This window comes from Kosakonia sp. MH5 (genome assembly GCF_009935945.1).
Lineage (GTDB): Bacteria > Pseudomonadota > Gammaproteobacteria > Enterobacterales > Enterobacteriaceae > Kosakonia > Kosakonia radicincitans.
Genome location: NZ_QODH01000001.1, coordinates 690,631 through 704,826, shown reverse-complemented (window position 1 = coordinate 704,826; position 14,196 = coordinate 690,631). Strand labels below are relative to the sequence as shown.

Genomic DNA, 14,196 nt, shown 5'->3' with positions numbered 1-14,196 from the left:
GGTCAAAACCTGCCGGACAGTGCGTGGAGAGGGGATGTGGTCCGCTTCTGCGAGCCGCAATTTGTGCAGGGCAGCGCAAAGATAGAGCGAGGCGCAACGAAGGTCAACACCGGCTAAACGGTTGTTTTGAGAGGGTGATTGCAAATCCAGCAAAAATACGCGAATTTTTAGACGAAACGTTCAGTATGACGTGAGATTGTGACAGAAAAATGAAGCGGCGTACCGCGACGCCGCATTAGTTGGAAGGCTTGTCCGGGGTTTGCTGCGGTTTGCCGTTGATGATATCGCACAGCATATTCAGCAGCATTAAACGGACTTTAAAGGGAGAGTGACTAAACACAAGCATGCACCTCTTGAACTCATTCATCGGAACCTCCTTACGCTTTCGTGACCTTTCGTTCCGTGAAGGGTGAACGCATTACATACAGATATAGCACAGGCTATATTTTATAGCTATGGCTAATGCGTTAATTTTTTGTGCTGGTTCACGGATGGTTTACAATGGCGCTTCTCTTATATGATGCAGTACCGCGTCACACCGTCAGAGGAAGCACAATGAACCGTCGCGCAGCGAATCCAACAATAAAAAAAGTGACGCTGGTAAATGTTGAAGAGCACGTCGAAGGCTTTCGCCAGGTGCGCGAAGCGCATCGTCGTGAGCTGATTGACGACTACGTTGAACTGATTTCCGATTTAATTCGCGAAGTGGGCGAAGCCCGCCAGGTTGATATGGCGGCGCGTCTTGGCGTTTCGCAGCCTACCGTGGCAAAAATGCTGAAAAAGCTGGCGACCGTCGGGTTGATTGAGCAGATCCCGTGGCGCGGTGTTTTTCTGACGCCGGAAGGGGAGAAGCTGGCGCAGGAGAGCCGCGAGCGCCATCAAATCGTAGAAAGTTTTCTGCTGGTACTTGGCGTCAGCCCGGAGATTGCCCGCCGCGATGCGGAAGGGATGGAGCACCACGTCAGCCAGGAAACCCTCGACTGTTTCCGCCGTTTTACCCTGCAACACGGGTTGCCTTCCGAATGAACATACCGCTGTTTCGCGCACTGGCGCGCGACCATTTTCTTCATCTGCTGTTGATCATTGGCGTTGTGCTCTGCTTCTTCGTTCCGTTCGCGCCTGCACGCTGGCCAGGGGCAATTGACTGGCACACCATTATCACCCTGAGCGGCCTGATGTTGCTGACCAAGGGCGTTGAGCTGAGCGGCTATTTCGATGTGCTCGGGCGGCGCATGGTGCGTCGTTTTCACAATGAACGCCGCCTGGCGATGTTTATGGTGCTGGCGGCGGCGCTGCTCTCCACCTTCTTAACCAACGATGTGGCGCTGTTTATTGTGGTGCCGCTGACCATTACGCTAAAGAAGCTGTGTGAAATCCCGGTCAACCGGCTAATCATCTTCGAAGCGCTGGCGGTCAATGCCGGTTCGCTGTTGACGCCAATTGGCAACCCGCAAAATATCTTATTATGGGGGCGCTCTGGCCTCTCATTCCCTGCGTTTATCTGGCAGATGACGCCGCTGGCGCTGGTGATGATGGCAACATTGTTGGCGCTGTGCTGGTTTTGTTTTCCCAATAAAAAGCTTAACTACCACAGCGGCGCGCAGACTGCCGACTGGCAACCGCGCCTGGTATGGAGTTGTCTCGCGTTTTACCTCGTCTTTATTACCGCGCTGGAGCTAAAGCAGGAGCTGTGGGGGCTGGGGCTGATCGCGGTCGGTTTTCTGCTGCTGGCGCGTCGCGTGGTGCTGAGCGTTGACTGGACATTGCTGCTGGTCTTTATTGCCATGTTTATCGATGTGCATCTGCTAATACAGCTTTCGGCGCTGCACAGCGTGCTGACCAGCACCAGTCAGCTTTCACCTTCGGGCCTGTGGCTTGCGGCCATTGGTTTGTCGCAATTTATCAGTAACGTGCCCGCCACCATTTTGCTGCTCAACTATGTTCCACCGGATACCTTGCTGGCCTGGGCGGTGAACGTCGGCGGTTTTGGTTTATTGCCCGGATCGCTGGCCAATCTTATTGCGCTGCGGATGGCGAATGATCGCCGTATCTGGTGGCGCTTTCACCTCTATTCCCTGCCGATGTTGCTGTGGGCTGCGGCCGTCGGATACGGATTACTCTTATTCAGATAGTGCTGATTTGTCAGTTTATCCTGGAAAATGTATAGCAACCGCCTAACTTTAGGTAACGGTGCATCCTTGGCGCCGTTACCTGACAGGACCGTTGCGATACTATGGCAGAAAACACAACCTCTCCTGACGATGTTCAGGAAAATAATAATGACGACACCCGTAAACGCCCCGGAAAGAAGCCGCTGATTATCCTCGCCATTGTGGTTGGCGTGATGGTGATCGTCGCGCTGGTATGGTGGTTTTTAACCCGTAACGAAGAGAGTACCGATGATGCCTTCACCGATGGCGACGCGGTCACTGTTGCGCCGAAAGTTGCCGGTTACGTTACCGAGTTGCGGGTCAAAGATAACCAGCGGGTGAAGAAGGGCGATTTACTGGTGGTTATCGATCCCCGCGATGCCACCGCGCAGAGCGATCAGGCACAGGCGCAGTTAGGGCTGGCAACGGCGCAACTGCACCAGGCGCAGGCGCAACTCGAACTCTCAAAAGTGCAGTACCCCGCACAGCGCGATGAAGCGAAGGCGCAGGTACTGAAAGCACAGGCGGATCTGGCGAATGCCGAAGCCGCTTACCGTCGTCAGCGCGGCGTCGATCCCCGTGCAACCACGCAGCAAAATATCGACAGCGCCAACGCCCAGTTGCGTAGCGCGCAGGCGCAGCTTGCCAGTGCCCGCGCCCAGTTGGAAGTAGCGGAGCAGGTGCAACTGCAAATCCGTCAGCAGGAGACCAACGTTGAGGCGCGCCAGCAGCAGGTCGCGCAGGCGAAAGCGCAACTGGAAACGGCGGAACTGAATCTCTCATGGACGGAAGTCCGCGCGCCGTTCGATGGCTTTGTCACCAAACGTAACGTCCAGAACGGTACGCTGGTGCAGGCCGGCACGGCACTGTTCTCGCTGGTGTCGCCGGAAATCTGGGTGGTGGCCAATTTCAAAGAGTCGCAGCTTGAGCGGATGCGTCCGGGCAATAAAGTGAGCATCAAAGTCGATGCCTGGCCGGATCTGCAACTGGAAGGGCACATCGACAGTATCCAGCAGGGTAGCGGTTCGAAATTTGCTGCTTTCCCGTCCGAAAATGCCACCGGTAACTTTGTGAAAATCGTGCAGCGCGTGCCGGTGAAAATCGTCATTGATAAAGGGCTGGATGCGAATAAGCCATTGCCGCTGGGTCTCTCCGTCGAACCGAAGGTAACGCTGGAATGACCGATCACAGCCACGAAAACTGGCGACCCGCCAGCAACCCGTGGGCCGTGGCATGGGTGGTTACGCTCGCGGTGTTTATGGAGATCCTCGACACCACGATTGTTAACGTGGCGCTGCCGCACGTTGCCGGTTCGCTGTCGGCCAGCTACGACGAATCGACATGGGTTCTGACCAGCTACCTGGTGGCGAACGGTATTGTGCTGCCGATTTCGGCCTTTCTCAGCCGGACGTTTGGCCGCAAACAGTTTTTCCTTATCTGCATTGTGATGTTCACCGTCTGCTCATTTCTCTGCGGCATTGCGACTGAGCTGTGGCAGATCATCCTGTTTCGTATTTTGCAGGGCTTTTTTGGCGGCGGCCTGCAGCCGACGCAGCAGTCGGTGTTGCTGGATTACTTTAAGCCGGAGGATCGCGGTAAAGCGTTTGGCCTGTCGTCGATTGCCATCATTGTCGCGCCGGTAATGGGGCCGACGCTGGGCGGCTGGATCACCGATAACTACTCCTGGCGCTGGGTGTTCTTCATCAATATTCCGGTGGGTATTATCACCGTGCTGGCGATCTACCAGTTGCTGGAAGATCCACCATGGGAGCGGAAATCGAAGCAAAAACTGACTATCGACTGGCCAGGGATTGGGCTGATTGCGCTGGGTTTGGGCTGCCTGCAAGTGATGCTCGATCGCGGTGAAGATGAAGACTGGTTCGCGTCAGATTTCACCCGCATTTTCGCGGTGCTGACGGCGGTGGGGATTGTCGGCGCAATCTACTGGCTGCTCTACGCCAAAAAGCCGGTAGTGGATTTGCGCTGCATGGCGGACAAAAACTTTACCGTCTCCAGCCTGCTGATGGCGGGCATGGCGATGATTCTGTATGGCAGCTCGGTGGTGATCCCGCAACTGGCGCAGCAGGATCTCGGCTATACCGCTACCTGGTCCGGGCTGGTGCTGTCGCCCGGCGCGGTGCTGATTGTGATGACCATTCCGCTGGTACTGAAGCTGATGCCGATAGTGCAGACGCGCTGGATTATCGCCTTCGGCTTTTGCTGCCTCGCAGCCTCATTCTGGTGGTCGCGTACGCTGACGCCGGATATCGATTTCGAAACGTTAGTGCTTTTTCGCAGCGCGCAATCCATCGGGCTTGGCTTCCTGTTTGTGCCGCTCACCACCATTGCTTTTATCTCCACGCCGCGCGAACTCAATGCGGATGCCGCCGCGTTGTTTACCATGTTCCGTAACGTGGCAGGCTCGATCGGCATTTCGCTCTCCACGGCTGCCATCACAGAGCGCTCGCAGGCGCATATGTCGCATTTGTCGGAACATACCTCCCCGTTTAATGAGCAATTCCAGCTGGCGTTGCGCCAGACTGCCGAGGCGATTCGCAATTTCACCAGTCTGTTGGGCGATCCGCTTTCCAGCGCCAGCGGACAGATGTACAAAGCGATGGTCGCCCAGTCGCGTTTTCTGGCGTACATCGATGTTTTTACAATTTTGAGCGTGGTCGCGCTGTTATTGATTCCATTTTGTCTATTGCTTTCGCCGATCAAAAGCGAAGGCAGCGCAGGAGCACATTAATATGAGGTGGCGTCGTTTTCCCGTAACCCTGTTATCGCTGTGGCTGGCAGGCTGTGCCGTGGGGCCCGATTACCGGCTGCCACAACCGCAAACGCCTGCGCGCTGGAACGATCCGGGAGACCGTGCGGTGAAGTCACAGGTTTCCATGCAGGAGCTTAACCCGCGCTGGTGGACCACGTTTCAGTCACCGCAACTCAACAGTCTGATTGAACGGGCGATTGCCGGTAACCTGTCGCTGCAACAAACCGTGCTGCGAATTGCCGGGGCGCGCGAGCAGATCAATCAGGCTGGCGGCGCGCTTCTGCCGTCGGTCAACGGTTCGCTGAAAGCCACGCGTCAGCAGCTTGGCCTTGAAGGTGAGCTGAAATCTCATGATGTTTACGGGCAACTGGATAATGCCGATCCGGCCATCAGCGGTGCGCTGGGCGCGTTAACCCAGCCGGTGAATCTCTACCAGGGTAGCTTTGATGCGCAGTGGGAGCTGGACCTGTGGGGTAAAGTGCGCCGTCAGGTAGAAGCCGCCTCCGCGCAGCAACAGCAGACAATAGAACAACGTAATGACGCGCTGGTGTCGCTGGAAGCGGAAGTGGCGCGCGCCTGGCTGCAGCTGCGCGGCGCGCAGGGCATCATCGCCACGCTGAATACGCAAATCGACAGCGCGCAGCAGACCTTTATCCTGACAGAGAATCGCCAGAAAGGAGGGTTATCGCCGCAGATGGATGTGGAAAATGCCCGTGCGCAGGTCGGTAATCTTGAGGCGCAACTGCCACAGTACCAGGCGCAGGAGCGCCAGGCGATGAACGCGCTGGCGATCCTGCTGGGGAAACCGCCGGGCGCGCTGGATGACGAACTGCGTAACGCGCAGCCGCTTCCGGCATTGCCGGAAATTGTGCCGACCGGTATTCCTTCGACGCTGGCGCGTCGTCGCCCGGACGTGCGCGAAGCCGAAGCCAGCCTGCATGCCGCTACGGCGCAGATTGGCGTTTCGGTTGCTGAGTTATTCCCGAGCTTGTCTCTGAGCGGTCAGTTTGGCCTGCGCAACAGTGAAACCAACTGGCTGACCGACTGGAGCAGCCACTTCTACAGCTTTGGCCCGCAGATTTCGATTCCGATCTTCCAGGGCGGTCGGCTGGTGTCGAGCGTTAAGCTGGCACGTGCGCAGCAGGGCGCGGGGGTGATCAATTATCGCCAGACGGTACTGAGCGCATTAGGCGATGTGGAAAATGCGCTGGTCAGCTATCGCGCCGATCAGCAGCGGGAAGCGGCGCTGGATAAAACAATCAGCGCCCTGCAAAGTGCTTTTGACCTTGCCAGCGACAGCTACCGTAAAGGGATCGCCAGCTTTATCGACGTGCTGGATGCGCAGCGTCAGCTGGCGCAGGCCAGCCAGCAGCGTGAGCAGGCGCGCGTGCAGAGTAGCCTTGATCTCGTGGCGTTGTACAAGGCGCTCGGCGGCGGCTGGGAACCGTATCAAAATGTGCAACTGCCTGATTACAAAGTCTTTGGTGATGCGCCTCGCGGATAATCAGAGAATTGGGCAAGAAACAGGCAGGATCCTCACATTCCTCCTGCCAAAAGATTCCGTATAACTGTTGCGTCAACTAAACCGATGAGGAGACGCCATCATGCGCTATCAAAAATTGGGTAATACCGGACTGTTTGTTTCTGAGTTATGCCTCGGCACCATGACCTTCGGCGGCGAAGGCGGAATGTGGGGCAAAATCGGCCAGCTACAGCAGGCGCAGGCGGAGCAGTTGATTGGCCGCGCACTTGATGCGGGCATTAACTTTATCGACACCGCCAATGTTTATTCTGAAGGGCGCTCGGAAGAGATCACCGGCCAGGCGCTGAAGAACCTGAAAGTCCCGCGTGAAAACGTGGTTGTCGCCACCAAAGTGTTTGGTGAAACCGGCACCGCCGGGGTGAACTCGCGCGGCAGTTCGCGCTACCACATTATCAACAGCGTGAAAGAGAGCCTGCGTCGCTTGCAGCTCGATCATATCGATCTCTACCAACTGCACGGTTTTGATCCGGCTACGCCGATCGAAGAGACACTCTACGCGCTGGATAATCTGGTGCAGCACGGGCATGTACGCTATATCGGCGTCTCTAACTGGGCGGCGTGGCAGATTACCAAGGCGCTGGGGATTTCCGAACGGCTTGGGCTGGCGCGTTTTGCCTCGTTGCAGGCCTACTACACCATTGCCGGTCGCGATCTGGAACGCGAGCTGGTGCCGATGATGCAGAGCGAAGGCGTCGGGTTGATGGTCTGGAGCCCGCTGGCCGGCGGTTTGCTGAGCGGTAAATACGATCGCGATGGCAATGGGGAAGCGGGCGGTCGTCGGCTGGAGTTTGATTTCCCGCCGGTGAACAAAGATCGCGCCTTTGACTGCGTGGATGTGATGCGCACCATTGCCGACAGTAAAGGCGTTTCGGTAGCGCAAATCGCGCTGGCCTGGCTGCTGCATCAGCCGGTAGTCAGTAGCGTGATCATTGGCGCTAAACGGCAGGAACAACTGGATGACAACCTTGCCGCCACCGCGATTCGTTTAAGTGCAGATGAGCTGCAACAGCTTGACGCCGTAAGCGCGCTGCCCCGCGAGTATCCTGGCTGGATGCTGGAGCGCCAGGGCGAGTATCGTCGTAATCAGTTAAAACAGCAGTAATTTAAATCCGTTCACCACACCCCGTAGGCCGGATAAGCATTAGCGTCATCCGGCAATCGTGGCACCACTGGCCAAAAAACGCCGGCTGGCGGCTACGTCTTATTCGGCCTACTTATGCTGTTATTCGGTAAATCTTTCGAAAACCATCACAAATCTGCACATCTTTCTTTGCCCATTTTTTCGCCGTTATCTATATGACTAGTCATATTCATTAAATGACTAGTCATGGAGAAAGCGCGATGAGCAAAACGTTACCGACTGGCTTCCTGTGGGGGAATTCCGTTTCCAGCATGCAGACTGAAGGGGCATGGAATGAGGGCGGGAAAGGGATGTCGGTATATGACATCCGTGAAGCCAGCGAATTTGCCTCAGACTGGAAAGTCGCCACCGATTCTTACCACCGCTACCGCGAAGATTTCGATCTGATGCAGGATCTGGGCATGAACTGTTACCGTTTCCAGATTGCCTGGAGCCGCGTTTGCCCGCAGGGCGACGGTGAGTTCAACGAAGAGGGGATCGCGTTTTACGACCGCTTTATTGACGATCTGCTGGCGCGCGGCATCGAACCGATGGTGTGTCTCTACCACTTTGATATGCCGCTGGCACTGGCGCAGCAGTACAACGGTTTTGCCGATCGACATGTGCAGGACGCCTTTGTGCGCTACGGCAAAAAAATGATCGATTGCTTCGGCAGCCGGGTGAAGTTCTGGCTGACCTTCAATGAGCAGAACATCTACCACATGCCGGGCGCGTTCCAGGTGGGCGGCTATCTCAACGGCGAGAAAACCCTGCGCGAGCTGTATCAGATCCAGCATCACGTGATGATGTCGCATGTGCTGCTCACCCACTATCTGCATGAGACACAACCCGGACGCCTGATGGGCGGCATGCTGGCGCATCAACTGATTTATCCGGCAACCTGCAAGCCGCGCGATGTTTTTTGCGCGACCCAGTATGACGAGTTTCTCAACCAGAATTTGCTGAGGGTGTTTGCCGGGCAGGGCTACAGCCCGGAAGTGCTGGCGGTCGTCGATCGCGAAGGTTTCCGCGATATCTATCGCGATGAGGATCTGGCGCAAATCGCCCGCGTGAAAAACGACTTTATGGCGTTCAGCTATTACGCCAGTAAAACCCTTGATAGCGACGCCATCTCGCCAGAAACCCCGGTCAACTACTACCTGCAACAGGGCGATAAAGCCAACCCGTACCTTGAAGCCACCGAATGGGGCTGGCAAATCGATCCCCTTGGTTTTCGCGCCATTATCACCCGTTACTACAACGACTGGCGCTTGCCGGTGTTCCCGATTGAAAACGGCATTGGTGTGATTGAAGAGTGGGATGGCGTAAACCCCATCGATGACGACTACCGTATTGCCTACCACCGCGACCATATCCAGGCGATGCAGGATGCCATTTTCATTGATGGTGCACAGGTGATTGGCTATCTCGGCTGGGGCTTAATCGACATTCTTAGTTCACAGGGCGATATGCGTAAGCGCTACGGCGTGGTGTATGTGAACCGGGAAAATCACGATCTGAAAGATATGAAACGAGTACCGAAGAAGAGTTATCGCTGGCTGCAACAGGTGATCCGCAGTAACGGGCGCGACATGTAACACATTGATTGAGAGGACAGCGCTATGTCTGAAACTAAAATCACGCCGAATATGCAGTCATTCGTCGATAAGTTCGTCGATTTTTCTGCCCACCTGGCAAACCAGGTGCACCTGCGTTCCCTGCGCGACGCCTTTGCGGCAGTGATGCCGATTTTTATCCTTGCCGGATTGGCGGTGTTGATCAACAACGTCATTTTCCCCTGGGTGCTGGAAGGGGAGACGCTGGCGCGTTTTAAAGTATGGGGCGAAGCGGTGATCAACGGAACGCTGAATATTGCCGCGCTACTGATCGCGCCGATGACGGCCTGGTCACTGGCGCGCAATAAGAACTTTGGCAACCCGGTGTCGGCGGTGGTCATTGCGCTGTCCAGCTTTATTATCATGATGCCGATGCAACTTGAGGTGGTGCCGGTGGGCGCGAAAGCCACGGTCAGTGTGACGCAGATGCTGGCTTTCACTAACATCGGCTCGACCGGGATTTTTGCCGGGGTGATTATCGGGCTGCTCTCCACCGAGCTGTTTATCCGTGTCGCTGGCGTGAAACGGTTTTCAATTTCGCTGGGCGAGAATGTGCCTGCAGCGGTAGGGCAATCTTTTTCCTCGCTGATCCCGGCCATTATTACCCTGTCGCTGTTTGCCATCGTTGCCGCGCTGCTGGCGAATCTTCTCCACACCGATTTGATCCACCTGATCACCACGCTTATCCAGCAACCGCTGCGGCAGATCAACACCAGCCTGCCGGGCACACTGTTTATTTATAGCTTCGGCAACTTCCTGTTTACGCTGGGCATCCACCAGACGGTGGTCAACGGCGTGATCCTGGAGCCGCTTTTGCTGATCAACACCAACGAAAATATGCTGGCTTTTGCCAACGGGCAGCCGATCCCGCATATCATCAACAATATCTTCGTTCCGACCTTTGGCATGATTGGCGGCACCGGCAGTACTATTTCCCTGCTGATCGCCATCTTTCTCTTTGCGAAACAGCAATCGGCGAAGCAGGTGGCGCGCCTCGCCATTTCGCCGGGGCTGTTTAATATTAACGAGCCGGTGATTTTCGGCTTGCCGATCGTATTCAACCTGCCGCTGATGATCCCGTTTGTGCTGCTGCCCGCGCTTGGCATCTGGTTTGCCTGGCTCTGTACAACGCTGGGCTGGATGTCGCGCTGCGTGGTGATGATCCCTTGGACGACACCGCCGATTCTCAGCGCCTGGCTGGCAACGGCGGGTGACTGGCGGGCGGTGGTGGTGCAGTTGATCATCATTGTCTTTGGTGTATTCTTTTACCTGCCTTTCCTCAAAATTTCCGAGCGAGTGGCCTTGAAAAACAATGGGATACAATAATTACAGAGAAGGGCTATGGCGGCAAAATACATCATGATTGCGCGCGAGATTAAGCGGCGCATTCTCAGCCAGCACTACGCTGCCAGCGCACCGTTACCGGATCAATTTGCGCTGGCGGCAGAGTTTAATACCAGCCGGATGACGATTCAGCAGGCGATGCGCCAGCTGATTGTGGAGGGGCTGGTCTATACCCGCCAGGGGCAGGGCACGTTCATCCGCAAAAACTTTCTTCAGTTGTCGCGCTGGGATCTGCCCGGCAGCGACTATTTTGGCGCCACCAAAACTTGGGAGAGCGTTGGCGAAGTGACGAGTAAAATCATCCGCTTCGAACTGCGTTTTCCCAGTGAGAAAGAGCAGGCATCGCTGCTGGTGGGGCCGGACGATCCGGTATATGACTTTATCCGTTTGCGCATGCTGGAAGGCGAACCGATGTCGCTGGAGTTCACGCTGATGCCGGTCAATCTGGTGCCGGGGCTGAATCGCGGGCATCTGGAAAGCTCCGTCTTTCGCTATGTGCAGGAAGAGCTGGCGCTGAAGATCATGGGTTCGTATCGTATTGTGCGCGCGCTGAAACCCTGGGCGGAGGACAAACAGTATTTGAACTGTGAAGAGACCGATCCGGTGCTGGAAGTGGAACAGGTTATCTATCTGGAAGACGGCACGCCGCTGGAGTACGCCCACTGCCATTATCGCTACGATCACGGCGGGATAATTGTGGTCAATAACGGGTGATTTTTTGGCCGGATGGCGGCTGACGCCTTATCCGGCCTGTGGGTTTTGTCGGCCCGGTAAGCGTAGCGCCACCGGGCATTAAACCGCAGATTAGTTCAGACGTACCGGCATACCGGAACGGTTCTGCACTGCCTGATCGACAACGTTTGAATCCACATCAGACTGACTGGTGACGGCCTGTACCGCTTTGCTCAGCGCGATCGGCACAATTTCGCCGCCGTTGAACTGCGCTTCCGTGGTGGACAGCGGGTTGTGAACTTCGATATAGCGGCTGCCATCCGGCTCGGTGGTCGCTTTTACTGGCTCATCAATGAACTGTACGCGGGTGCCGACCGGCACGTTTTCGAACAGGAATTTGATGTCATCGTTACGCAGACGCACACAGCCGTGGCTTACGCGCAGGCCGATACCGAAGTTGGCGTTGGTGCCGTGGATCGCATACAGACGGCCGATATAGAGCGCATACAGGCCCATCGGGTTGTCCGGGCCAGCCGGAACCACTGCCGGCAGCGGTTGACCTGCTGCAATGTATTCCGCGTGCATTTTCGCGGTCGGCGTCCATGTCGGGCCGGCTTTCTTACGCTCAACTTTGGTGGTCCAGGCGATCGGGGTATCTTTCCCGAGCTGGCCGATACCGATAGGCAGCACGATTACCGTATTGGTGCCTTTCGGGTAGTAGTAGAGACGCATTTCTGCGCTGTTGATGACAATGCCTTCGTGAACGGTATCCGGCAGGATCAGTTGCTGCGGAACATTCATTACCGTACCGCCTTTCGGCAGGTAGGCATCAATGCCCGGGTTGGCTTCCAGCATGTTGGACAGGCCCATCTGATATTCAGCGGCGTAATATTCCAGAGGCTGAGTGTTGCCTTCCGGGATAGTGACAACCTGGTTCTGACCAATCAATCGGCTACCGTCTGTCGGCAGCGGATAAGTAACAGCAGACGCATTATTGCAAAATCCCACGACAGCCAAAGCCGCCGCGAAAAGGGTTTTTATTTTCATGTTCATTTTGTGCGAGATTTTTGCCACACAGGCCGTTGGGTTAGGAATGCAGGAAGCGCATTATATGTGCATTCCTGCGCTCAGGGAATTCAGATGTGTACGAAATCACACTTTTTTCCTTTTGCTTGCAGTTTAGCCATCTGACAGCGGGCAGGAATCTAATTCGGAATTGTGGCATAATAGGGTGTTTGTCACATATTTCAGGATACCTCTGTGTTAGTCACCAGCAACGTCACCATGCAGTTCGGCAGCAAGCCGCTGTTCGAAAATATTTCCGTCAAATTCGGCGGCGGCAACCGTTATGGCCTGATCGGCGCTAACGGGAGCGGAAAATCCACCTTTATGAAGATCCTCGGCGGTGATTTAGAACCGACGTTGGGGAACGTCTCTCTCGATCCAAACGAGCGTATCGGTAAGCTGCGTCAGGATCAGTTTGCTTTTGAAGAGTTCAGCGTGCTCGACACGGTGATCATGGGCCACGCCGAACTGTGGGAAGTGAAACAGGAACGCGATCGCATCTACGGCCTTGCTGAGATGAGCGAAGAAGATGGCTATAAAGTGGCCGATCTTGAAGTACAGTACGGCGAAATGGACGGCTACTCCGCCGAAGCGCGTGCGGGCGAACTGCTGCTCGGCGTTGGCATTCCTGTAGAACAACACTACGGCCCGATGAGCGAAGTGGCACCCGGCTGGAAGCTGCGTGTGCTGCTGGCGCAGGCGCTGTTCGCTAACCCGGACATTCTGCTGCTCGATGAACCGACCAACAACCTGGACATCGATACCATTCGCTGGCTGGAGCAGGTGCTGAACGAGCGTGACAGCACCATGATCATCATTTCGCACGACCGTCACTTCCTCAACATGGTGTGTACCCACATGGCGGATCTCGACTACGGCGAGCTGCGCGTTTATCCGGGTAACTATGATGAGTACATGACGGCGGCAACGCAGGCGCGCGAACGCCTGCTGGCGGATAACGCCAAGAAGAAAGCGCAAATCGCCGAGCTGCAATCCTTTGTCAGCCGCTTTAGCGCCAACGCCTCGAAATCTCGCCAGGCAACTTCCCGCGCCCGTCAGATTGATAAGATCAAGCTGGATGAGGTGAAAGCCTCCAGCCGTCAGAACCCGTTTATTCGCTTCGAGCAGGACAAGAAACTGTTCCGTAATGCGCTGGAAGTGGAGCAACTGACCAAAGGTTTTGATAACGGCCCGCTGTTTAAAAACTTCAACCTGCTGCTGGAAGTGGGCGAGAAAGTGGCGGTGCTCGGTACTAACGGCGTGGGTAAATCCACTCTGCTGAAAACGCTGGTCGGCGATCTGCAGCCGGATAACGGAACGGTGAAATGGTCGGAAAATGCCAGCATCGGTTATTACGCGCAGGATCATGCCGCAGACTTTGATAACGATCTGACCGTGTTCGACTGGATGAGCCAGTGGAAACAGGAAGGCGATGACGAGCAGGCGGTGCGCAGTATTCTCGGTCGTTTGCTGTTCAGCCAGGACGATATCAAGAAACCGGCGAAGGTGCTTTCCGGTGGTGAGAAGGGCCGTATGCTGTTCGGTAAGCTGATGATGGAAAAACCGAATATCCTGGTGATGGATGAACCAACCAACCACCTTGATATGGAATCCATCGAGTCGCTGAACATGGCGCTGGAGATGTACCAGGGCACGCTGATCTTTGTTTCTCACGACCGTGAATTCGTAAGTTCGCTGGCAACCCGCGTGATTGAGATTACGCCGCAGCGCGTGGTGGATTTCACCGGGAACTATGAAGATTATCTGCGTAGCCAGGGTATCGAATAAATTTACCGTCGTCTTTCATGCCGCAGGTGCGTTGGCTGCACCTTCGTACCCCGGTCACTTACTCATGTAAGCTTCCGGGGATACTCAGGTTTGCCGCCTTCCTGCAACGCGAAATACTTAGGTAAATT

The 14,196-nt window shown here is 55.6% G+C and carries 12 protein-coding genes; 10 read left to right on the top strand and 2 right to left on the bottom strand.

The features are described from left to right. Positions 1 to 235: 235 nt before the first annotated feature. Positions 236 to 367 carry a manganase accumulation protein MntS gene (mntS, locus tag DK872_RS03300; protein WP_007374004.1) on the bottom strand — a complete coding sequence of 44 codons (132 nt, stop codon included), beginning with the start codon at positions 365 to 367 and terminating at the stop codon, positions 236 to 238. A 188-nt stretch (positions 368 to 555) separates the two neighbouring features. Between mntS and mntR the strand changes: the two genes are divergently transcribed. From mntR to DK872_RS03255, 9 genes are all read left to right on the top strand, one after another. Then, the gene (mntR, locus tag DK872_RS03295) at positions 556 to 1,026 is read left to right on the top strand and encodes a manganese-binding transcriptional regulator MntR (RefSeq protein ID WP_007374005.1); all 471 of its coding nucleotides are present in this window, start codon (positions 556 to 558) and stop codon (positions 1,024 to 1,026) included. Further along, positions 1,023 to 2,132 carry an anion transporter gene (locus DK872_RS03290; RefSeq protein WP_161518031.1) on the top strand — a complete coding sequence of 370 codons (1,110 nt, stop codon included), beginning with the start codon at positions 1,023 to 1,025 and terminating at the stop codon, positions 2,130 to 2,132. The genes mntR and DK872_RS03290 overlap by 4 nt, the downstream gene beginning before the upstream one ends. Before the next feature lie 101 nt (positions 2,133 to 2,233). Further along, positions 2,234 to 3,331: an HlyD family secretion protein gene (locus DK872_RS03285; protein WP_161518030.1), complete on the top strand. Its 1,098-nt coding sequence runs from the start codon at positions 2,234 to 2,236 to the stop codon at positions 3,329 to 3,331. Next, entirely contained in the window at positions 3,328 to 4,899 is a 1,572-nt protein-coding gene (locus DK872_RS03280; protein WP_035885916.1) for a DHA2 family efflux MFS transporter permease subunit, read from the top strand. The genes DK872_RS03285 and DK872_RS03280 overlap by 4 nt, the downstream gene beginning before the upstream one ends. Before the next feature lies 1 nt (position 4,900). Beyond that, positions 4,901 to 6,424, top strand: coding sequence for an efflux transporter outer membrane subunit (locus DK872_RS03275; protein ID WP_161518029.1), 1,524 nt, complete (start codon positions 4,901 to 4,903; stop codon positions 6,422 to 6,424). Between the two features lie 100 nt (positions 6,425 to 6,524). Then, positions 6,525 to 7,565 (top strand): aldo/keto reductase, encoded by a 1,041-nt coding sequence (locus DK872_RS03270; protein WP_064567677.1) that lies wholly within the window; start codon positions 6,525 to 6,527, stop codon positions 7,563 to 7,565. Between the two features lie 239 nt (positions 7,566 to 7,804). Beyond that, the gene (locus DK872_RS03265) at positions 7,805 to 9,181 is read left to right on the top strand and encodes a glycoside hydrolase family 1 protein (protein WP_072438494.1); all 1,377 of its coding nucleotides are present in this window, start codon (positions 7,805 to 7,807) and stop codon (positions 9,179 to 9,181) included. Positions 9,182 to 9,205: 24 nt separating this feature from the next. Next, entirely contained in the window at positions 9,206 to 10,525 is a 1,320-nt protein-coding gene (locus DK872_RS03260; RefSeq protein WP_161518028.1) for a PTS sugar transporter subunit IIC, read from the top strand. A 15-nt stretch (positions 10,526 to 10,540) separates the two neighbouring features. After that, entirely contained in the window at positions 10,541 to 11,257 is a 717-nt protein-coding gene (locus DK872_RS03255; RefSeq protein WP_007374013.1) for a GntR family transcriptional regulator, read from the top strand. Between the two features lie 90 nt (positions 11,258 to 11,347). Here DK872_RS03255 and ldtB read toward each other — a convergent pair whose 3' ends face one another. Beyond that, entirely contained in the window at positions 11,348 to 12,268 is a 921-nt protein-coding gene (gene ldtB / locus DK872_RS03250) for a L,D-transpeptidase (RefSeq protein ID WP_007374014.1), read from the bottom strand. Positions 12,269 to 12,475: 207 nt separating this feature from the next. On the opposite strand from ldtB, the gene DK872_RS03245 reads away from it, so the two are divergent. Next, entirely contained in the window at positions 12,476 to 14,068 is a 1,593-nt protein-coding gene (locus tag DK872_RS03245) for an ABC-F family ATPase (protein WP_007374015.1), read from the top strand. The last annotated feature ends 128 nt before the right edge of the window (positions 14,069 to 14,196 follow it).

What these genes read in the sequence shown, in the direction of transcription:
- mntS (WP_007374004.1), bottom strand. Translation starts at nt 367, where the DNA reads ATGAATGAGTTCAAGAGGTGCATGCTTGTGTTTAGTCACTCTCCCTTT.
- mntR (WP_007374005.1), top strand. Translation starts at nt 556, where the DNA reads ATGAACCGTCGCGCAGCGAATCCAACAATAAAAAAAGTGACGCTGGTA.
- DK872_RS03290 (WP_161518031.1), top strand. Translation starts at nt 1,023, where the DNA reads ATGAACATACCGCTGTTTCGCGCACTGGCGCGCGACCATTTTCTTCAT.
- DK872_RS03285 (WP_161518030.1), top strand. Translation starts at nt 2,234, where the DNA reads ATGGCAGAAAACACAACCTCTCCTGACGATGTTCAGGAAAATAATAAT.
- DK872_RS03280 (WP_035885916.1), top strand. Translation starts at nt 3,328, where the DNA reads ATGACCGATCACAGCCACGAAAACTGGCGACCCGCCAGCAACCCGTGG.
- DK872_RS03275 (WP_161518029.1), top strand. Translation starts at nt 4,901, where the DNA reads ATGAGGTGGCGTCGTTTTCCCGTAACCCTGTTATCGCTGTGGCTGGCA.
- DK872_RS03270 (WP_064567677.1), top strand. Translation starts at nt 6,525, where the DNA reads ATGCGCTATCAAAAATTGGGTAATACCGGACTGTTTGTTTCTGAGTTA.
- DK872_RS03265 (WP_072438494.1), top strand. Translation starts at nt 7,805, where the DNA reads ATGAGCAAAACGTTACCGACTGGCTTCCTGTGGGGGAATTCCGTTTCC.
- DK872_RS03260 (WP_161518028.1), top strand. Translation starts at nt 9,206, where the DNA reads ATGTCTGAAACTAAAATCACGCCGAATATGCAGTCATTCGTCGATAAG.
- DK872_RS03255 (WP_007374013.1), top strand. Translation starts at nt 10,541, where the DNA reads ATGGCGGCAAAATACATCATGATTGCGCGCGAGATTAAGCGGCGCATT.
- ldtB (WP_007374014.1), bottom strand. Translation starts at nt 12,268, where the DNA reads ATGAACATGAAAATAAAAACCCTTTTCGCGGCGGCTTTGGCTGTCGTG.